Below are 13,809 nucleotides of genomic sequence, written 5' to 3'. Positions count from 1 at the left end.
CGCTCTTTTTTTTCCCTGATTATAACCTAAACTAGGTGCGTCTAAGCTTAGTAACTAAAAAGACTAATGAAATTAACAAATATATTGCTTATATTGAAGAATTAAAAGTTCTTAAAGATGGTAATAATTTTGATCAGACAAAGCACACAAAAGAGCTTCAAGAACAAATAAAAAACTTAAGAAAAACTAACGATATTTTAAAAAAAGATAACAAAGCGATGAAAGATATTGTTGATCAAATTAAATTAAAGCTAACCGTTGAAATTAAACATCTGCTCAATATTAAAGACAGCCAGATTAAAAAAAGTTTAATTAAGCTGCTCGATCATACTTTAGGATAATCATTTTAATTATGGTAAATCAGAAGAATAAACCCAGAACTTATAAAAAACTCAAATATCGCCAAATTCAAAGAAAAAATACTCGTAACAAAAAGCTATTAGCTAAGGAAAGGCAACAATGTAATCAAGAAAAAGGAGAAAAAAATTGGTATGAATACGAACAATATATATACTTTCATTACCCGCAGGATTATCCTGTAATTAAATCTGCTCGCCCTACTAATTTATTAGAATAAGAATATTAATTTGTGTATTAGAGCCGCTGCTCGATCCCCATAATTCTCCATCAAGGTATTTTGAATATACCAAAACTATTTGTAACATTTATTAACATTTGTCTAAACATCGTCTAAAATCCATTCCGAACTACGTTCTCCTAAATCCAGTTGAATGCTGACTGCTTTACCCAGTCTAGGACGTTGGCGGGTTTTCTCTATAAAAGACTGTAACTGGTCTACACCATTCCAAGCATTGAGATAATTAGCGATGGCATTCAGGTTCTCGGCATATTGCTGAGGAGATAGGGGAAAAGAAGCTTGTTCCAAGTATTTCCACATCACCTGGACAAAGATTTTACCTTTTACCTTTCTAAGCTGTACGTCGTAGGAATAGCCCCACTTTTCTAATAAAATTTGGTGTAATTGTTCGCCTGTCATCATATTTTTATTAAAAAAGAAACTAACTATGAGTGGAATGGATACTCAATCTCTGTAATAATTTAATACATTGGTTCATATTGCGTTTGATGTAAAGTTGAAATGAATCCTGCCAACCTAACCCTTGGTAACAATTCTTTAGTAAACTTCATCTATAAGATTCGCAACTGTTATCTTTTAAAGACGGAGAATAGCATAAACTCTTTATAAATTAAAGATTTTAGACATCTTCCAGTCATCATCTTACGTTTACAAAAAATACAATTTATCTATAGTTATGGCTCAAGTTTCTGGTAATGTTCCTAACATGGACGACAATGATGTCCCCGATCTAGGACGCAGACAATTTATGAATTTGCTTACTTTTGGCTCAATCACAGGAGTAGCCTTAGGAGCTTTATATCCAGTAGTAAAATACTTTATTCCTAAGACTGGTGGCGGTGGTGCGGGTGGTGTAACTGCCAAAGACGCATTGGGCAACGACATAATCGTTAGCGAGTTTATAGCTTCCCATCAACCAGGCGATCGCACTTTAGCTCAAGGTTTAAAAGGCGACCCTACTTATATAGTGGTAGAAGGAGATTCAACTCTCCGCAACTACGGTATTAATGCGGTATGTACTCACCTGGGTTGTGTTGTTCCTTGGAATGCTAGTGAGAACAAGTTTATGTGTCCTTGTCATGGTTCCCAATACGATGAGACAGGTAAAGTAGTTAGAGGACCTGCACCTTTGTCTTTAGCACTAGCTAAAGCTGAAGAAAGAGACGACAAGCTGGTCTTTAGTCAGTGGACAGAAACTGATTTCCGTACTGGAGAAAAGCCCTACTGGGCATAAGTAAAATGATATCTCTCACGGATACCATAGCAAATATTATTCATCTGTATTAATTTTTTTGAGATTCTAAATCGAACAAATGAGAACATTGAAACCATTGGCAGTAATTAAATTTGCCAAGGACATAATTACTAAATCTGCCGTGGTCGCGATCGCGACTGTAGCTATTTTCTTCGCCAGCGATCTGGCCGTTTCCCAATCTGCTGCCGCATATCCTTTTTGGGCGCAACAAACTGCACCAGAAACTCCTAGAGAAGCTACTGGCAGAATCGTTTGTGCTAACTGTCATTTAGCACAAAAAGAAGCAGAAATTGAAATCCCTCAATCTGTATTGCCCGACACGGTATTTGAAGCTGTGGTTAAGATTCCTTATGACTTAGATAGTCAGCAAGTACTAGGAGACGGTTCTAAAGGCGGTTTGAACGTCGGTGCAGTCTTGATGCTACCCGAAGGATTCAAAATTGCTCCTGAAGACCGTATGACGGAATCTATGAAGGAAGAAGTTGGCGGTTTATATTTCCAAGAATACAAAGAAGGCAGCGATAATGTAGTTATTGTTGGTCCTTTACCTGGAGATCAATACCAAGAAATTACTTTCCCCGTACTTTCTCCCAATCCCAAAACTGATAAAAACATCAACTTTGGTAAATATGCAGTTCACTTAGGAGCAAACCGAGGACGCGGACAAATCTATCCTACTGGACTACCTAGCAATAACAATGCCGTAAAAGCTTCTGCTGCGGGAACAATTGCTGCGATCGCATCTCAAGATGATGGTGGTTACGAAGTCACTATTAACAGTGCCGACGGTGCTGTTACTGATACTATCCCAGCAGGGCCAGAGCTAATTGTGGCTGAAGGTCAAACAATTGCTGCGGGTGAAGCTTTGACAAATAACCCTAATGTTGGTGGTTTTGGTCAGAAAGACACTGAAGTAGTTCTACAAAGTCCTGCTCGTATTGGCGGTTTGATGGCTTTTGTTGGCGGTATTATGATTTGCCAAATTATGCTGGTAATTAAGAAGAAACAAGTAGAAAGAGTTCAAGCAGCAGAAATGAATTTCTAATTTGTTTGGCTTGAATTTGAATTGAATAACATCAAGGCAGGTATTAAAACCTGTCTTTTTTTTTCGATTGATTTTAACGAAAATGTGCGGAACTCTCACACCTCGCGATTAGCAGGTGGTGATACTAAATCCTGTTGTCACTCCCCCCATTTAAAGGTTAAGTGAAGGTAGTAGGTAGTAGGTTTAAACCTTGTTTAATGTTCTTCATTTAAAAGTAGGTTTTCAGAATCGGATTTAGTATGAGATGGATAGCACCGCCGATAGGCGTTAATAAAATAGTTAATCAGAAATTTCTCAAATCTTTATCTAGAATGGGTTTCATTCGTTGTATGATAATTTTGTTCTCGTTCAGCAAGGCTATGAGCTGTTCGTTTCCTTAGAAGTGTGCCAGGGACTAGCTCTCGATCTCAATCATAAGAAAACCTCTATGTCGATGGTGTTAAAGTACGGGTACAATACCAATAAGACCTAACCGTATACATTCCAGCATATGTTAGCCGAATAAAACAAAAATAATAAACCGCACGGTGCTGGCGGTTCTGCCTGTGGAGGCATCATAAGACCAAAACTAAACTTGTTTGGTGGAGGCAGAAGCCTGTGAGACGGGAAGCTCGAAAGCGGAATAAGACCCGCAACCCAAACGTGATTTTAGGATACTCCTACCTACTCCGTGAGGTAGGAGTAGTTCATGAGGAAGTAAAGTACAATGTGAATTGTTAGCGATCGCTTTGGCGAACACCGCCTAATTTTAAAAATCGGTAGCGGGCAAAAATTTTTTATTTTCAGGTCTTGACTGGCGATCACTATTTTTGTTAAATTTTTTTTTTATAATCGGAGTAGTTTGACTTATCGATGAGTGTCAATATTCCCATCATAAGATTGTTTTTTAAAATTAAACCATATTTTGCGATCGCCAGTCAAGATTTTAGGCGATTTTTCCTTTGCTATTAAAAAAAATTAATATCTTTAATTACAAGTAGTCAGACGGTGTAATTCTCCACCAATGCGATAAAAATCAAAACGCGAGTCAGAATTAAAAATTTCTGCGGGTAAAAGGCGATCGCCTTGCTGAATTACGAAAAATTCCCAACCAATATCTTGCTGTCTGGGAATAGTTGCAACTCGATTGGAATTATGGGGCTGTAACTCAATAGTATCCCAAACTAAGGCAGTTTCGGATTGATGACAATATTTATTCAGAGATGATTCTACAGAAACAAGGCGATCGTTACGTTTAATAGTCAAAATAGCTTCTGTTGGCTCCGAAAGATCTGAATTTAGATTGTTTTTTCCACCAAAAGGTAAGATAATCCAGTAGGATACATTACCATTTTTGGCTTTAAAACCACTGCCATTTTCTAAAGGATAGGCAGGAATAAATATCGAACTGAGATCGCTGGTTTTGGCTTCCCCAGAATAGAAAAAAGCGTCTTCTTTCTGACAAATATTAACGTAAAAACTATTCGTTTCAAACGCATAAACGGCTTGATAAGCCGAGTCAATCTGCTGACAGTCATGCCAATCCGAAGTTGTGGTAAAGTTGTAGTCAGCATCAGAAGAAGCCAAGGCATGGGCAATTGTCAAAGAATGAACGGCTACATTAACTATGCTAATTACAGTAAAATTAGGAATAGAGATAAATTTTGTACGAGATTTTTTAACCATGACACTGATGAGTAGTTTTTACTCCTCGTGAGATTTTGTTAATTAAATTAGAAATATAAATTAAGAATTAATATTCTCCACATATTAAAGTCCTTAGATCGAATTGGCAATACGTCTTTAGTTGTAATCACTTAACTACTAGAGAAAACAGGCTACTTGATTCTGCTTCCAATCAAAAAAACCTGGATAGTAGTTTCTCCTGTCTGCACCATCAACTATGATGTAAATAAAGACTGAATTTAGATTTAGATGCTGCCAAAAGAAGACTTATTAAAGCGCGTAGAAAATAAAGAAGAAATTACTCGCGTTATCGATCGCGCCGAACAAGCAATCAAAAATTGGGAGGTAGTCGTCACAGATTTTTTATCTCCTCCTGTTTTGGCAGAAGTACAAACAATTTTTCAAAATTTGACAGAAATTGAAACTTTGCCTTGGGGTGGCTATCCCCAAGCAGAAAGACAGCGCATTGGTTTATCTCGCCCCGATCTACCTTTAGATGAATCTCAGGTGGAATTAGCCGTCTTAGATATTGCTGGCAATTTCCTGTTCGATCCCGCTACCCATCGAGACTTTCTGGGTTCAATTTTGGGTACGGGTATAGTTAGGGAGAAAGTAGGAGATATAATCGTTTTGGGAGAAAGAGGCGCGCAAGCCATTGTTGTTCCAGAAATGGTGGATTTTCTGACCACTTCCTTAACCCAGGTGCGATCTGTCGCGGTAAAAACTCAAAAGATAGACTTGAGTGAATTAAAAATTCGTCCCCCAAAAAAAAAAGAAATGACTACGGTAGAAGCTTCCCTGCGTCTAGATGCGATCGCTTCGGCAGGTTTTGGCATGTCTCGCAGTAAAATGGCTGATGCCATTTCTAGTAAAGACGTGCGGGTCAACTGGAAAGAAATCACCCAATCTAGTCATAATGTTAAAGCAGGAGATTTAATTGCTGTTCGAGGCAAAGGAAGATTAGAAGTGGGAGAGGTTTCTATAACTAAAAAGCAACGCTATCGAGTTAATTTGGTGCGGTATAAGTAAACTTTTAATTATTATAATCAAAAACTATTCTATCGAAGACTTTCCGTTATTAAAATCTTAGACCGAGTACAACCCATTTAGACCCAAAATCGTTATAGTTTGTTAATAATGAAGAAACTATGTAACCGATAAGTTGGGGAGAGGGACAATGGGTGAATTAAATGTGGCAGAAGTTTTAGTTCAATGTCTGGAAAATGAGGAAGTAGAATACGTATTTGGTCTACCAGGAGAAGAAAACCTCCATATCTTAGAAGCACTAAGGGATTCGCCAATTCAATTTATTACTACCCGCCACGAACAAGGTGCTGCTTTTATGGCAGATGTATACGGTCGCTTGACAGGAAAAGCAGGAGTATGTTTATCTACTCTTGGGCCTGGTGCAACCAATCTGATGACGGGGGTAGCTGATGCCAATTTGGATGGCGCGCCCTTAGTGGCAATTACAGGGCAGGTTGGTACGGATCGGATGCACATCGAATCCCATCAATATTTAGATTTGGTAGCCTTATTCGCCCCCATTACTAAATGGAATGCTCAAATTGTTCGTCCAGATAATACAACTGAAGTCGTGCGTCGAGCGTTTAAAGTAGCTCAATCGGAAAAACCTGGGGCTGTACATATCGATCTTCCCGAAAATATTGCAGCTATGCCTTTAGATAGCAAACCCCTGCGTCGAGATAATCGAGAAAAAACCTACGCTTCCACTCGCAGTCTCAATGCTGCTGCCTCTGATATTTCTAGGGCGAAAAACCCCTTAATTTTGGCAGGAAATGGCGTAATTCGTGGTCGTGCTAGCGAAGCCCTCACTGAATTTGCAACTCAACTTAGTATTCCTGTTGCTAATACTTTTATGGGCAAAGGAGCAATTCCCTACACTCATCCATTATCTTTATGGACGGTAGGTTTGCAGCAGCGAGATTTAATCAGCTGTGCTTTTGATGACGCTGATTTGGTAATTGCTATTGGTTACGATCTGATTGAATATTCTCCCAAGAAATGGAATCCTCTCGGAGATAAAAAAATTATTCATATTGATGAAAGTAGAGCGGAAATTGATAGTAGCTATATTCCGAATGTGGAAGTATTTGGCGATATTTCTGATTCACTGAATGATATTGTCAAACGCTGCGATCGCTCTGGCAAAGAAATAGAATCTTCCGCTGCTAGTTTGCGCAGTCAAATCAAAGAAGACTACGAACAATATGCCAATGATGATGGTTTTCCCGTTAAACCCCAAAAAATCATCTACGATCTTCGTCAGGTAATGTCTCCCGAAGATATTGTTATTTCTGATGTGGGGGCGCATAAAATGTGGATGGCGCGTCATTACCATTCTGATTGTCCCAATACCTGCATTATTTCTAATGGTTTTGCTGCAATGGGTATAGCTATCCCAGGGGCGATGGCTGCAAAATTAGTATATCCCGATCGCAAAGTTGTAGCGGTTACGGGGGATGGTGGCTTTATGATGAATTGTCAGGAGTTGGAAACCGCTCTCAGAGTTAATACCCCTTTTGTTACCTTAATTTTTAATGATAATGGTTATGGCTTGATTGAGTGGAAACAAATCAATCAGTTTGGGCATTCTACCTCGATTAATTTTGGCAACCCTGATTTTGTCAAATTCGCCGAAAGCATGGGATTAAAAGGTTATCGCGTAGAATCCGCAGCAGACTTGATTCCCACTTTGCAAAAAGCTCTTGCCGATGATGTTCCTGCGATCATTGATTGTCCTGTAGACTATAAAGAAAATTTACGTTTCTCTCAAAAATCTGGGGACTTAACCTGTAAGATACCCAATCTTTAATTAATAATAATTATCTAAAAAATATAATAGATAGTAGGCAGTTCTTTCATTTTTAGAAATATTAAGACTGTCTACTGCGATCGGGACAACTGATAATTTTTCCTTCAAGAGTTCAAGGGAGCTAATTTGTGTTCTAGGGCAAATCGAATTAATTCAATGCGATTACTGGTATCTGATTTACGTAATAAGCTACTGACATATTTTTCAATGGTGCGGTGAGATAAATGTAGTTTTTGACCGATCTCAATATTTGAATGACCATTCATCAGCAATTTGAGTACTTCTTTTTCTCTCATCGTTAAATCGATTAATTCTGCTAGTTTTGATTGTTTGAAGCTATTGTTATTGTCTGATTCTTCTTCTACAAAATTAGAATTCGGCTCAAGCTCGTGTTGGAGATCGCTCTGGGAAAACCTTAGTTCAGAATGAATAATTTGCGATCGCTCTAACAAATTGCGTATAACTGCACCTAATTCCTCCATTTCAAACGGTTTGGGTAGATAAATATCGCATCCTACCTGATAACCGCGAATACGTTCGGTGGTATCTTTACATTCTGTTAATAATATGACTGGTAATAAGCGATATTTGGGTAATTGACGAATACTTTTTACCAATTCATAGCCATTTTTTTTGGGCATTCTTACATCAGTAATTAGCAAATGGGGATGATATTTCTCTAACATTGATAGAGCTTTTATTCCATTTTCGGCTGCCACAACTGAATATCCAGATAATTCTAAATAGTCGCTAACAGATAGGCGAATTCCTGGGTCATCTTCAGCAATCAAAATCAATAGAGGCATTAGCTATAATTTGCTTTTTTCGCCTGTTTACTTGTTTGATGTTAATACTTTCTTCATATTTTATCTTATAAAGGTAGAGGTTTTTGTTTGAAGTTTTAAAACCCCTTTACCAATATGACTTTAAATTGAGATATTCATTGTGGCTACAGGGCGATCGAATCTGAGTACCATACCCTCGCAGCATTAGAAATTCGTTTATGGACATCTTTCCAAGTTAAGCCAGATGCAGCCAACTCTACCGAACTTTCTTTTTTAATATCTCTGGCAATCCATTTGAGAAATTGACCCATTTTTTTGATGTTCAATTCTCCATTGCAAGCTTCTGTCAAAGCTTGTTGCAATCTTGCTTCGGTAACAAACAACTCTACAAATGCTTCAATATTTTGAGCAACTTCTGGATCTACCCGTACGGCTTCTTTGCTTTTAACTACCCGATGTTTTTCTCCTTTGGCTTTGAACATCAATTCTGTATAGCCTTCTCTAATAACTACACCTTCGGTTTCGGGATACATCACCAAACCTTCTCCGACACCTTCGACGCCAAAAGTCTCCTTAACCCAAGGATCGATCGCTTCGACTTTTTCCACCATTTTATTAATAATATCTGAAGCACATTGTAGTTGAAGGCGATCGCCAAAATCGAGGGTAATAGCTTCACCATAATAGGGCAAAACAAATATATCTTGGTGCTGGGGTAACATTTCCCTGATTTTTTCAGGACGTATTTCCAATTTGGGTTGGGTACTGACACCACCACATTGGATCGCAAACACAGCCAAAACTTTCCTGCCAATTTGAGAAATAGCTACGCCTTTCTGCACTTTGCTACCGCACCACTCCCCAAAAATAGTAATGGTGGTTTCTCTTTTTAATTGCTTGAAATAATCAATATTTTGCTCTACCCAAGTTGCAAAACCAGCATTATCGCTCTTAGAGTTAATAATTTGAGTTCTTTTTTGCGCCGCTACTTCTCCGTCTGGAGTAATTTGCACCCCTGCATTTGTACCGTGTAGCTTGATTTTAGCGCGATAAGTAACGATTGGTGTTTTACCTAAGATCTTAAGATCGTTACGTACATTGTGCAGCAACTCGACACTAGTCCATTTAATAAATGGCAATTTGGCAGTAGTGGAAACAAGATATTGCTGACAATAGATATCGCTGAGATCTCTACCAACTTCTACATCTACTTTTCCCAAAGCCATGCCGTAGGAATATAATCCCCGCAGCTTACTCGGTTTTATCTTTGTACCATCTTTTAGCACCGCACCACAACGAGCGATCGCCACCATATCATCTACTTGATAAATATTATCTAATATTGGCGATAATTTGTAATTCTTCTACATCTGGTGCAGTCATTATATATAATCGCAAAGCATCCGCATTGGGATGTTTTCCCGCGCTAATTACTCGCATCGCGATCACGCAGCTAGCGGAAGGCATCGCGTTCATGATTTTTATACCTCTGGAAAATATTGCTACATAAATACATTACATATGATTAATTAATTGATTTGACCAAGTAGAATCTTTCTCTAGTTTATAAAGACAACGCTGTTGCGGATCTCCTTTTAATTGAAGATGGTCTATTTTTTGGGGAATTAATAACAAAAGACAAAAATTATCCAAGGGAAGATTAGGATTGAGGGGTTCGACATCAAAAGCCGATCGATCCCCTACGGATTGACCTAGATCTGCCCAAGTAAATTGCGATCGCGCCGAGTCTGAAAGATTGTGCCAAGTTATTTGACGAGCTTTTTGTAAGTCCAGATCCTTTTCTTGAGTCTTAACTAAGCGCAAATTACCCCTAATGCGAAATTGTTCACGGGTTTTAGTAAAATACCAGCAAATTTCTCCCCTGGAATTATGGGCAATATCTTCTATTTTGGCACTGCGAAGATCGGTAATAATTTTGAGGCTACTTTGTTTGTCGTCTAAAAAACCCCGAAACACTACTGTACGATTAGCTGGGTAGCCCTCTGGAGTGACTGTAGCTAGTTGAAAATAGCGAGAATGAGGTTTAGACCGATTGCGGTAGATAGCACTAGATAAAGGCGATCGCCAAGGAGGTAGCATAGATTAATTATTAATTTAACTAAATGCTTGAGGGCGTTGTTGACTCCAAGGTTGAGCTTGTTCTAGTTGGGATGCCAAAGAAATAATATTAGCTTCATTGTTGGGTTTACCCACTAGCTGCACTCCCAAGGGAATACCATGGCGATCGAAACCAGTGGGAATATTAATTACAGGTTGTCCTGTAACGTTAAAAGCAGGACAAGGAAAAATCCAATCTACAATTTTTTGGTAAGTCTCTTGTGGACTAAGATCTGCCCATTCTCTAATTTTAATCGCGGGGTGCATATAAGTAGGGGCAATCAAAATATCGATTTGAGCAAACAAACTAACTATTTGTCTGGCAAATAGTTGCATTTGAGTCACTGCTTGTACGTATTCTCCTGCCGTGCCAGATTGGGTTAATACCCATTGATTCATGGTACTTAATGCTTGAGGGGGAATTCCCGATGCAGCCACCGCACTCGCCCAAATTTTTGTGAATGGCTCAATTAGTGCTGATAAATCAATTTCCTGGGGAATTACCTCGTGTCCCATTCCTTCTAGCTGGTGAACTATTTTGTTTACTGCTTCTTGGCATTGTGGATCGGGTTTGCCTAGAGGTAATAAGGAAGTAATAAAACCGATTTTTGATGGGGGTAATGTTTCTTGGGTATTATTTGAAAAAGAAACAGGGGGATTGGGCAGCCAGTAAGGATCGCCAACAATATAACCAGAGCTAACATCTAAAAATGTAGCAGCATCTGCTACGGTACGAGCCAGAACACCATGAGTCCCTAATCCACTCAAGCGATCGCCTACGGGAGCAAAAGAAATTCTACCGCGACTAGGTTTCATTCCTACTAGATTACAACAACTTGCAGGACCTCGTATCGAACCTCCTGCATCTCCCCCTAAAGCGATCGCACATAATCCCGCAGCCACCGCAGCAGCCGATCCCCCACTCGAACCCCCAGGAGTGTAATCCAAATTCCAGGGGTTACGGGTAGGAGCAAAACCTTCTGGTTCGGTGTAGGGGAAAGAACCCAATTGAGCAGTAGCAGTTTTACCTAAAATAATAAATCCTGCCTGTCTAATTTTTGAGATTATTCCCTCATCATATTTTGCTATCTGATCTTTAAGAGCAGCAATACCATAGGTGATGGGCATATTGGCTACTGACTTTAGATCTTTGATGCCAATAGGTACGCCAAAAAAAGGAGGTAAATATCTAGTATCTACGGTTTGGGATATTTGCTCGGTTTTCTGCCGCGCATCGGCGATCGCACTTTCTTTTGCTACATAATAAAAACTACCCAACTGAGGATCGTATTTTTCAATCCGAGATAAATATAGTTCTATTAATTCTAAGGGTGTTACCTGACGTTCTTTGATTAACTTGGCTTGTTCGAGTGCGGGGGTAAAAGCTAGATCGGTTAGGTTTTTTGCAGGCATATTCTCTCTATTTTGTCCTTGAACCAAGCAGCCCTTATTTTATCAACATCTGGGAGGATTAACTATCCTAAACCCATTAATAACTAAAAATATTACTTTCGACAATATTATTTGAAGTGGAAATTTTTGCTCCTGTAATCAGGCTTAATTTATCGATCAATTCTTCTCCCGCATCTCCTATAGCTAAATCCCAACCATAAATAAAAAGTCTGGGTAATTTAACCGAATGCAGAGAATTATGAGTAATAAACCATTTACCTATCTCTAAACTATAGTTCGCCAAAGTATGACAGCTTAATTTGCTATTGCCCAGATAAATACACCCAGGAAAACCCGATGAGAAAATATGTATTTCAAGACAATTACTATCAGCTAATATTTTACTAATTTCTTTTACTCCATCATCTTCCGAACCGATCATAATAACCCTTGCTTCGACTGCAACTTTTTGAGCAATACCATCGCCGTTTGCAATACTAGAGTCGATAAAAACTATAGTTCTAGAATCCTTGGTATTAACTGTTACTAGGTTATTGAAAGATTGACTGGGTAAAAAAGACATGACAATGTTGGCTCGATCTAATGGCTAATATTTTTCTAAAAGTATTTAAGTAATTAATTACATTACCGAATGAGATCTGACCTGTTGGTTTTTCCTAACAAAAGATTACACTTTTTTGATTTACTAGACTCAAAATAATTAGCTACTTGATTAAATCTTTAATAATACTGCTTTCGATTTGAGATCAGTATCAAATTGTCGAAGGTATTGCTCTAAGCCATAAGCTATGAGCTTTAGATTGACTCATCCTAGTTAATAATAAAAAAAACAGGAATATTATTATATTCCTGATACTAGGGTATAGTAAGGCTTGTACCTTACGAATATTTTTTCGTACTAGAAGTTTGAAATATCTAGTATTTTATAAAGTAAAGATAAAGCAGAATCATTCTTCACTACTCCCTGGCTGGGCGATCGCTGATTACTGTTGATAAGTGGGAAAATCGGTATAACCTTCCGCGTCGAATGAATACCAAACATTCATATCCGCATCGGGATTAAGTTCCCAATCGTTAGCAAAACGAGCTACCAAATCGGGAGTACTAATATAAGCTCGTCCAAAAGCAATCAATTCCGCATCACCCTGGGCGATCGCTTTTTCGGCATCATTGCGATCGTAACCACAATTACCAATGAGAATGCCATCATAGACTTTTTTGATTTCTGCCAAGGTCATTGGCTCTCCCAATTCGTGGAAACCAAAAGCCAACCCGTCTAGTAAATGCAGATATCCCAACTGATAACTATTTAATTGCTCCGCTACATAGGTAAAAGTCTCGCGATAATCCGTCGAACCCATATCATTAAAACTACCGTTAGGAGAAAGTCTAACCCCTACTGCTTTAGCATCCCAGACTGTTAGTATTGCTTCAACAATTTCTTTTAAGAAACGATAGCGATTTTCCAAGCTTCCGCCATATTTATCGGTGCGCTTGTTAGTTTTAGATTGTAAAAATTCATCAATCAAATAGCCGTTTGCACCATGAATTTCCACCCCATCAAAACCAGCTTGTTTGGCTCTTTCGGCTGCTTTACGATAGTCTTCAACAACTTGGGGAATTTCTGCGGTTTCCAAAGCTCTAGGAGTTTCGTAGGGTTGTTTTCCATTGGATGTATGAGCCTCTGAACCTTCAATTTTAATCGCCGAAGGGGCAACTGGTAGTTGATTATTTTCTTGAAAACTGCTGTGGGAAGCTCTACCTGTATGCCATAGTTGCAAAAATATTTTTGCTCCCTGTTCGTGTACTGCACTAATAACTTGTTTCCAAGCTTCTGCTTGTTCGTCGGTATAAATTCCTGGGCTATGCACCCAACCATTGGCTTGTGGGGAAATAGTCGTACCTTCCGTAACAATTAAACCCGCATTGGCTCGTTGAGCATAATATTCTGCCATCAAAGCATTGGGGATTCTCTCTGCACCCGCACGAGCGCGAGTCATGGGTGCTAAGACTACTCTATTTTTGAGAGATAAGCCTTTGTCTAGGGAGCTAAGGAGATGAGGAACTTGGGTCATGATTGCTGATTATTTATAA

At 38.8% G+C, this 13,809-nt stretch carries 15 protein-coding genes; 6 read left to right on the top strand and 9 right to left on the bottom strand.

Annotated features, from left to right (window positions below):
* Positions 1 to 35: 35 nt before the first annotated feature.
* Entirely contained in the window at positions 36 to 341 is a 306-nt protein-coding gene (locus tag I4641_RS09940) for a hypothetical protein (protein ID WP_229640363.1), read from the top strand.
* Between the two features lie 11 nt (positions 342 to 352).
* The gene (locus I4641_RS09935) at positions 353 to 577 is read left to right on the top strand and encodes a hypothetical protein (protein ID WP_229640362.1); all 225 of its coding nucleotides are present in this window, start codon (positions 353 to 355) and stop codon (positions 575 to 577) included.
* A gap of 102 nt (positions 578 to 679) precedes the next feature.
* Here the strand turns inward: I4641_RS09935 and I4641_RS09930 are convergent, their stop codons facing one another.
* A complete protein-coding gene (locus I4641_RS09930) occupies positions 680 to 997 on the bottom strand; it encodes a DUF3067 family protein (protein ID WP_229640364.1) in 318 nt (105 codons plus the stop codon).
* A gap of 277 nt (positions 998 to 1,274) precedes the next feature.
* Here I4641_RS09930 and petC point away from each other — a divergent pair, with 277 nt between their 5' ends.
* The gene (gene petC, locus I4641_RS09925) at positions 1,275 to 1,832 is read left to right on the top strand and encodes a cytochrome b6-f complex iron-sulfur subunit (protein ID WP_229640361.1); all 558 of its coding nucleotides are present in this window, start codon (positions 1,275 to 1,277) and stop codon (positions 1,830 to 1,832) included.
* A 79-nt stretch (positions 1,833 to 1,911) separates the two neighbouring features.
* Positions 1,912 to 2,898: a cytochrome f gene (gene petA / locus I4641_RS09920; protein WP_229640360.1), complete on the top strand. Its 987-nt coding sequence runs from the start codon at positions 1,912 to 1,914 to the stop codon at positions 2,896 to 2,898.
* Positions 2,899 to 3,864: 966 nt separating this feature from the next.
* On the opposite strand, the gene I4641_RS09915 is transcribed toward petA, so the two are convergent.
* Positions 3,865 to 4,563 carry a hypothetical protein gene (locus tag I4641_RS09915; RefSeq protein WP_229640359.1) on the bottom strand — a complete coding sequence of 233 codons (699 nt, stop codon included), beginning with the start codon at positions 4,561 to 4,563 and terminating at the stop codon, positions 3,865 to 3,867.
* 249 nt (positions 4,564 to 4,812) lie between these two features.
* On the opposite strand from I4641_RS09915, the gene I4641_RS09910 reads away from it, so the two are divergent.
* Positions 4,813 to 5,592 (top strand): photosystem II electron transport protein, Sll1252 family, encoded by a 780-nt coding sequence (locus tag I4641_RS09910; protein WP_229640358.1) that lies wholly within the window; start codon positions 4,813 to 4,815, stop codon positions 5,590 to 5,592.
* 148 nt (positions 5,593 to 5,740) lie between these two features.
* A complete protein-coding gene (locus I4641_RS09905) occupies positions 5,741 to 7,399 on the top strand; it encodes an acetolactate synthase large subunit (RefSeq protein ID WP_229640357.1) in 1,659 nt (552 codons plus the stop codon).
* Positions 7,400 to 7,503: 104 nt separating this feature from the next.
* On the opposite strand, the gene I4641_RS09900 is transcribed toward I4641_RS09905, so the two are convergent.
* From I4641_RS09900 to I4641_RS09870, 7 genes are all read right to left on the bottom strand, one after another.
* On the bottom strand, positions 7,504 to 8,205 hold the full coding sequence (locus I4641_RS09900; protein WP_229640356.1) for a response regulator transcription factor: 702 nt from the start codon (positions 8,203 to 8,205) through the stop codon (positions 7,504 to 7,506).
* Positions 8,206 to 8,348: 143 nt separating this feature from the next.
* Positions 8,349 to 9,497 (bottom strand): RNA ligase family protein, encoded by a 1,149-nt coding sequence (locus I4641_RS09895; RefSeq protein ID WP_229640355.1) that lies wholly within the window; start codon positions 9,495 to 9,497, stop codon positions 8,349 to 8,351.
* Between the two features lie 19 nt (positions 9,498 to 9,516).
* Positions 9,517 to 9,660, bottom strand: coding sequence for a hypothetical protein (locus I4641_RS09890; RefSeq protein ID WP_229640354.1), 144 nt, complete (start codon positions 9,658 to 9,660; stop codon positions 9,517 to 9,519).
* A 39-nt stretch (positions 9,661 to 9,699) separates the two neighbouring features.
* Complete coding sequence (locus I4641_RS09885; protein ID WP_229640353.1) at positions 9,700 to 10,284, bottom strand: Npun_F5749 family FMN-dependent PPOX-type flavoprotein; 585 nt, start codon at positions 10,282 to 10,284, stop codon at positions 9,700 to 9,702.
* A gap of 15 nt (positions 10,285 to 10,299) precedes the next feature.
* Complete coding sequence (locus I4641_RS09880; RefSeq protein ID WP_229640352.1) at positions 10,300 to 11,715, bottom strand: amidase; 1,416 nt, start codon at positions 11,713 to 11,715, stop codon at positions 10,300 to 10,302.
* A gap of 76 nt (positions 11,716 to 11,791) precedes the next feature.
* Positions 11,792 to 12,277: a DUF4347 domain-containing protein gene (locus I4641_RS09875; RefSeq protein ID WP_229640351.1), complete on the bottom strand. Its 486-nt coding sequence runs from the start codon at positions 12,275 to 12,277 to the stop codon at positions 11,792 to 11,794.
* Between the two features lie 421 nt (positions 12,278 to 12,698).
* The gene (locus I4641_RS09870) at positions 12,699 to 13,790 is read right to left on the bottom strand and encodes an alkene reductase (RefSeq protein ID WP_229640350.1); all 1,092 of its coding nucleotides are present in this window, start codon (positions 13,788 to 13,790) and stop codon (positions 12,699 to 12,701) included.
* Positions 13,791 to 13,809 lie beyond the last annotated feature (19 nt).

This window comes from Waterburya agarophytonicola KI4 (genome assembly GCF_020640915.1).
Taxonomy (GTDB): Bacteria; Cyanobacteriota; Cyanobacteriia; order Cyanobacteriales; family Xenococcaceae; genus Waterburya; species Waterburya agarophytonicola.
This window is presented reverse-complemented; position numbering and strand designations above follow the sequence as displayed.

What these genes read in the sequence shown, in the direction of transcription:
- I4641_RS09935 (WP_229640362.1), top strand. Translation starts at nt 353, where the DNA reads ATGGTAAATCAGAAGAATAAACCCAGAACTTATAAAAAACTCAAATAT.
- I4641_RS09930 (WP_229640364.1), bottom strand. Translation starts at nt 997, where the DNA reads ATGACAGGCGAACAATTACACCAAATTTTATTAGAAAAGTGGGGCTAT.
- petC (WP_229640361.1), top strand. Translation starts at nt 1,275, where the DNA reads ATGGCTCAAGTTTCTGGTAATGTTCCTAACATGGACGACAATGATGTC.
- petA (WP_229640360.1), top strand. Translation starts at nt 1,912, where the DNA reads ATGAGAACATTGAAACCATTGGCAGTAATTAAATTTGCCAAGGACATA.
- I4641_RS09915 (WP_229640359.1), bottom strand. Translation starts at nt 4,563, where the DNA reads ATGGTTAAAAAATCTCGTACAAAATTTATCTCTATTCCTAATTTTACT.
- I4641_RS09910 (WP_229640358.1), top strand. Translation starts at nt 4,813, where the DNA reads ATGCTGCCAAAAGAAGACTTATTAAAGCGCGTAGAAAATAAAGAAGAA.
- I4641_RS09905 (WP_229640357.1), top strand. Translation starts at nt 5,741, where the DNA reads ATGGGTGAATTAAATGTGGCAGAAGTTTTAGTTCAATGTCTGGAAAAT.
- I4641_RS09900 (WP_229640356.1), bottom strand. Translation starts at nt 8,205, where the DNA reads ATGCCTCTATTGATTTTGATTGCTGAAGATGACCCAGGAATTCGCCTA.
- I4641_RS09895 (WP_229640355.1), bottom strand. Translation starts at nt 9,497, where the DNA reads ATGGTGGCGATCGCTCGTTGTGGTGCGGTGCTAAAAGATGGTACAAAG.
- I4641_RS09890 (WP_229640354.1), bottom strand. Translation starts at nt 9,660, where the DNA reads ATGAACGCGATGCCTTCCGCTAGCTGCGTGATCGCGATGCGAGTAATT.
- I4641_RS09885 (WP_229640353.1), bottom strand. Translation starts at nt 10,284, where the DNA reads ATGCTACCTCCTTGGCGATCGCCTTTATCTAGTGCTATCTACCGCAAT.
- I4641_RS09880 (WP_229640352.1), bottom strand. Translation starts at nt 11,715, where the DNA reads ATGCCTGCAAAAAACCTAACCGATCTAGCTTTTACCCCCGCACTCGAA.
- I4641_RS09875 (WP_229640351.1), bottom strand. Translation starts at nt 12,277, where the DNA reads ATGTCTTTTTTACCCAGTCAATCTTTCAATAACCTAGTAACAGTTAAT.
- I4641_RS09870 (WP_229640350.1), bottom strand. Translation starts at nt 13,790, where the DNA reads ATGACCCAAGTTCCTCATCTCCTTAGCTCCCTAGACAAAGGCTTATCT.